General features: G+C 46.4%; 4 protein-coding genes and 1 pseudogene. All 5 read right to left on the reverse strand.

Features of this window, described 5'->3' with window-relative positions; translation table 11 throughout:
• Positions 1–269: 269 nt before the first annotated feature.
• Positions 270–714: pseudogene (locus WEIDD23_RS08830) on the reverse strand (GatB/YqeY domain-containing protein).
• Between the two features lie 91 nt (positions 715–805).
• Complete coding sequence (rpsU, locus tag WEIDD23_RS08835; RefSeq protein ID WP_003610426.1) at positions 806–991, reverse strand: 30S ribosomal protein S21; 186 nt, start codon at positions 989–991, stop codon at positions 806–808.
• 132 nt (positions 992–1,123) lie between these two features.
• Positions 1,124–2,005 carry a YitT family protein gene (locus WEIDD23_RS08840; RefSeq protein ID WP_010372988.1) on the reverse strand — a complete coding sequence of 294 codons (882 nt, stop codon included), beginning with the start codon at positions 2,003–2,005 and terminating at the stop codon, positions 1,124–1,126.
• Positions 2,006–2,114: 109 nt separating this feature from the next.
• Positions 2,115–3,473 (reverse strand): LPXTG cell wall anchor domain-containing protein, encoded by a 1,359-nt coding sequence (locus WEIDD23_RS08845; RefSeq protein ID WP_010372990.1) that lies wholly within the window; start codon positions 3,471–3,473, stop codon positions 2,115–2,117.
• Positions 3,474–3,640: 167 nt separating this feature from the next.
• The coding region (locus WEIDD23_RS14770) for an amino acid--tRNA ligase-related protein (protein WP_347474452.1) at positions 3,641–4,214 on the reverse strand (574 nt) is incomplete at its 5' end.

Here is a 4,214-nt window from a genome sequence, read left to right on the forward strand (position 1 = left end):
AGCTGCATCAACGGACTCTGCTTCACCTTTGATGGTCAACTGATCACCAAAGACTGACAAAGACACCCCAACGCCCTCTTCAATCAACTTCAAATTGCTGTCTTGTGGTCCAACCAAGCCAATTTCTTGCTCGGCATTTTCAAAACGATAAATTTTTTCAACTTGTGCTGCCAAAAATGGATTCCCTCTAATTCGCAATATTTTTTATTACAGTACTATTATACCGCAAACATATATGTATCGGGGCATCACCCCGCATTGTGACATAATTAGCCCAACAATGATTGCACCGTTGTGTTAACCAACTTACCGTCAGCCTTACCCTTAACCTTAGGCATCAAGGCACCCATCACCTTACCCAAGTCCGCCTTTGATGACGCACCAACTTCAGCAATCGTTTCCTTAACAATGGCAACGACTTCTTCCTCAGACATTTGTGCAGGCATGTAGCGCTTCAACACATCGATTTGACCTTGGATTTCTTCAGCCAAGTCTGCCCGATCAGCATCCCTTGTATGATTCCATCTCTTCGACACGTTGCTTCATTTCGCGTGACAAAACTGCCAATTCTTCATCAGCCGTCAAATCGTGACCCAACTTGATTTGTTCATTTGATACAGACGCCTTAACCATACGGACAACACCAAGCGTTACCTTATCCTTGGCCTTCATCGCTTCCTTCATATCTGACGTCAATTGTTCTAGCAAACTCATGATTATTTTCCTCCAAATAATGTTGTTTGACTTATTTTATGATTATAAAACAAAACCGGACCACCAATAAGGTAGCCCGGCAAGAGTCGAATTAACGGCTCTTCTTGTTCTTGCGCTTACGAGCGGCCTCAGCCTTCAACTTACGTTGTACTGATGGCTTGATGTAGAACTCACGCTTACGGTACTCTTGCAAGGTACCATCCTTTGATACACCACGCTTGAAGCGACGGAGAGCATCATCAAGAGACTCATTCTTACGAACAACAGTCTTTGCCATAATGTTTACCCTCCCTTCCCGTGTGAAGTTTCCAACTTTTATATATGTCGCACACTTTTGTTCTTTAATAGTTTACCAGAATAGGCGCTGTTGTCAACGCTTTGTCGATAATTAGATTTTTTAACCAATTGTTTACAATTTTGGCTCGTAAAAACGGCCAAACGTGCGGTCGATACGCCACAATGATGCCCAAGCTTGTGGGTCGACATCATAAATTGCATCGCGTAGGTCATACTGTTCATACATTGAAATGACTGTAAACAAAACTTCCTTATGGTGGTGATTATAGCCACCTTCGGCATGGTGGACAATGGTGATGCCGCGACGAATATCTCGCTGAATCGCTTCAATCACCAAATCAGGCTTTTCCGTTACAATCATAACCTGCATTTTTTGTTGACGTGTGTAGACCAAATCGATAACGCGCGCGTTAACCACTAGGCCGATCCCGGTATACAATGCATATTGTGGACCAAATAAGAAACCTGACGCCAACAGAATAAAGAAGTTAAAGGTCAAATTGACCGCGCCCATCTTCATGCCAGTTTTGCGACGAACCAAAATCCCGATGATATCCAGACCACCCGTTGATAAGCCATTACGCAAAGCTAAGCCAGTTCCGAACCCATTAACGGCCCCACCAAAGATTGCCATTACAAGTGGGTCATGCGTCCACAATTGTTCTGGCTGACTCACCAAGCGCATCGCGACGGCCGCCAAAACCAGCGCAACGGCCGTAAACATCGCAAAACGCTTACCAATTTTACGATAAGCCGTAATCATCAGTGGCACATTAATCAGCAACAACAACACACCGACAGGCACCTTCCAGCCGACGAATCGTTCTAAGAGGGTATTTAATAACTGGGCTAAACCAGTAAATCCGGATGAATAAATATGTCCGGGCGTCCAGAAAAAATTAAGGGCTACGGCAGACGCAACGGCATATACCATTGCGCTACCAATCCGACTTGAATACTGATGACGATTAAAATACTGTTCTATCTGGTCCATTTTCTCGCTTCTTTCGATTTGTACTTTATGATTTTATCACTTAATTGCAAATCTGCGCCGGATAAACAAAAAAACTTATAAACCAATTGGTCCATAAGTTCCATCTGCTTTACCGTATTTTCTTAACCAAAATCATGCCTGCTAGCGAAATCAGCATGCCTAACCCAACGACTGTCAAGATTGACTGACGCTTCATCCCAGTCTCAGGTAAGGTTGCTGCTTGATTCGACAGCGCATCAGTCACAGTTGTTGCTGGGGTGTCAGTCCCCAAACTTTGAACCGTTTCATCAGCAACGGGAATACCGTCACCAGACTGAGCCGTTTCTGACTTGTCATCAGTTTGTGCTGCCGGTTGTTCCGGCCCAACGGTCGTCTCATTGTCCGTAGTTGGTCCAATCTTAGCATCGTCCCCATCTGAATCGGTTACTGGTGGCTGTTGCGTTGCATCAGTCTCTTCATCATCAGCTTGCTTAGGCAATGATGTGGCCGGCTGTGTATCAGGTTGACTCCCATCCGTCTGACCGTTAACCGTGATGTCACCGGTATCTGGTGTTGACGGTGCGCTAATATCACCGGTGTCCGTTCCGGATGGTGCACTGATATCACCTGTGTCTGTGCCTGTCGGTGCACTAATGTCTCCCGTGTCTACACCAGATGGCGCGCTAATGTCACCCGTATCTGTGCCAGATGGTGCGCTAATGTCACCCGTATCTGTGCCAGATGGTGCGCTAATGTCGCCTGTGTCTGTGTCAGATGGCGCGCTGATTGCACCTGTATCTGTGCCTGTCGGTGCACTAATATCACCTGTATCCGTACCTGACGGTGGTGCAATTAGGCCCACATCAGGAATTTGAATAGCATCCGCCGGCAAAACTTCCGGCGTTGCGATTGGATCAGCCGGCAAGACATGCGGTGGTTCTGGCTGGCTCGGCGCCGGCGTATCAGTGTGCTGGATGCCAACCCACAAACTCGAGTTAGAATACCAAGATTCCGTTTGATTCGCATTCGTACCGTTGACAAATAACACCGCAAATTGCATGTTATACGCGGAATTCGCGCCCTGACCAAAACGCACATACAGCATTGTGGTTGCCGCCGTCGTTAAATCACGTGATGACTTAAATAACACATACCCATCATACTGTTCATGATTTGGCCCAGTAATTGTACCGGGATGCCAATCGGCCTCGCCCGCCACACGACCATTAAGCGCAAAGTTAGATTTTGAAACGACCTCTGCTCGCAACGTGGCGTCTCCCATATCCAACTTACCGACGTCTTCATTGGTAAACAAAGGCGTATTCCAGCTTACGTCAACCTCTTGTTTACCATTCACCCACAGTGGTTGTGTATGCGTCTCTGTCTGACTTGTTGTAAATAATTGATCAGCGGATGCGGTTATGTTGCCTGCCAGTAGCAGACCTAGCGTAACCCCCGCTAAAGCGATTAAATGTCGCCATTTAAACATAATAAACACCCCAAATTTTTCTCTGTTTCGTGAGGCTAACCTCCTCACCACTTATTAAAGTATAGTTTCATTTTGTGAATAAAATATGAAAGTCTGATTTTTTTGTATCCCATTTTTGAAACAAAAAAACGCCCAGAACGAAAAGTCCCGAGCGTTTTGTGTCGTCATTATTCTTCAGACATGTTAGGCGCTTCAATGTCTGCGTAAACAGGTGCCGTCAAACCAAGATCATCAACGATTTGGGCTTGCGCAACCGGTGTTGGCGCCTCAGTCATTGGTTCAGTGGCCTTTGAGTTCTTAGGGAACGCAATGACTTCACGAATATTGTCACGACCAGCCAATAGCATGGCGAGACGGTCAAGCCCCAAGGCGATACCACCCATTGGTGGGAAGCCATATTCCATTCCTTCAAGCAAGAAGCCAAAGGCATCGTGGGCCGCTTCCTTGGTGAAGCCAAGGGCTGACAACATCTTCTCCTGAATGTCCATACGGTGAATACGAATTGAACCTGAACCCAATTCATAACCATTCAACACAAGATCGTATGATTGCGCGTGTGCTTGGTGCGCACCATCTGTCGTCTCCAACAATGGCAAATCTTCTTCATTTGGCATTGTGAATGGGTGGTGAGCTGCAATCCAGCGATCTTCTTCGGCTTGGTGCTCGAACAATGGCCAATTAACAACCCACGCGAAGGCCCACTTGGTGTCATCAATCAAGCCCATTTCCTTAGCAGTCATG

Origin of the sequence: Weissella sp. DD23, assembly GCF_001579105.1 — a bacterium.
GTDB lineage: Bacteria > Bacillota > Bacilli > Lactobacillales > Lactobacillaceae > Weissella > Weissella cibaria.

What these genes read in the sequence shown, in the direction of transcription:
- rpsU (WP_003610426.1), bottom strand. Translation starts at nt 991, where the DNA reads ATGGCAAAGACTGTTGTTCGTAAGAATGAGTCTCTTGATGATGCTCTC.
- WEIDD23_RS08840 (WP_010372988.1), bottom strand. Translation starts at nt 2,005, where the DNA reads ATGGACCAGATAGAACAGTATTTTAATCGTCATCAGTATTCAAGTCGG.
- WEIDD23_RS08845 (WP_010372990.1), bottom strand. Translation starts at nt 3,473, where the DNA reads ATGTTTAAATGGCGACATTTAATCGCTTTAGCGGGGGTTACGCTAGGT.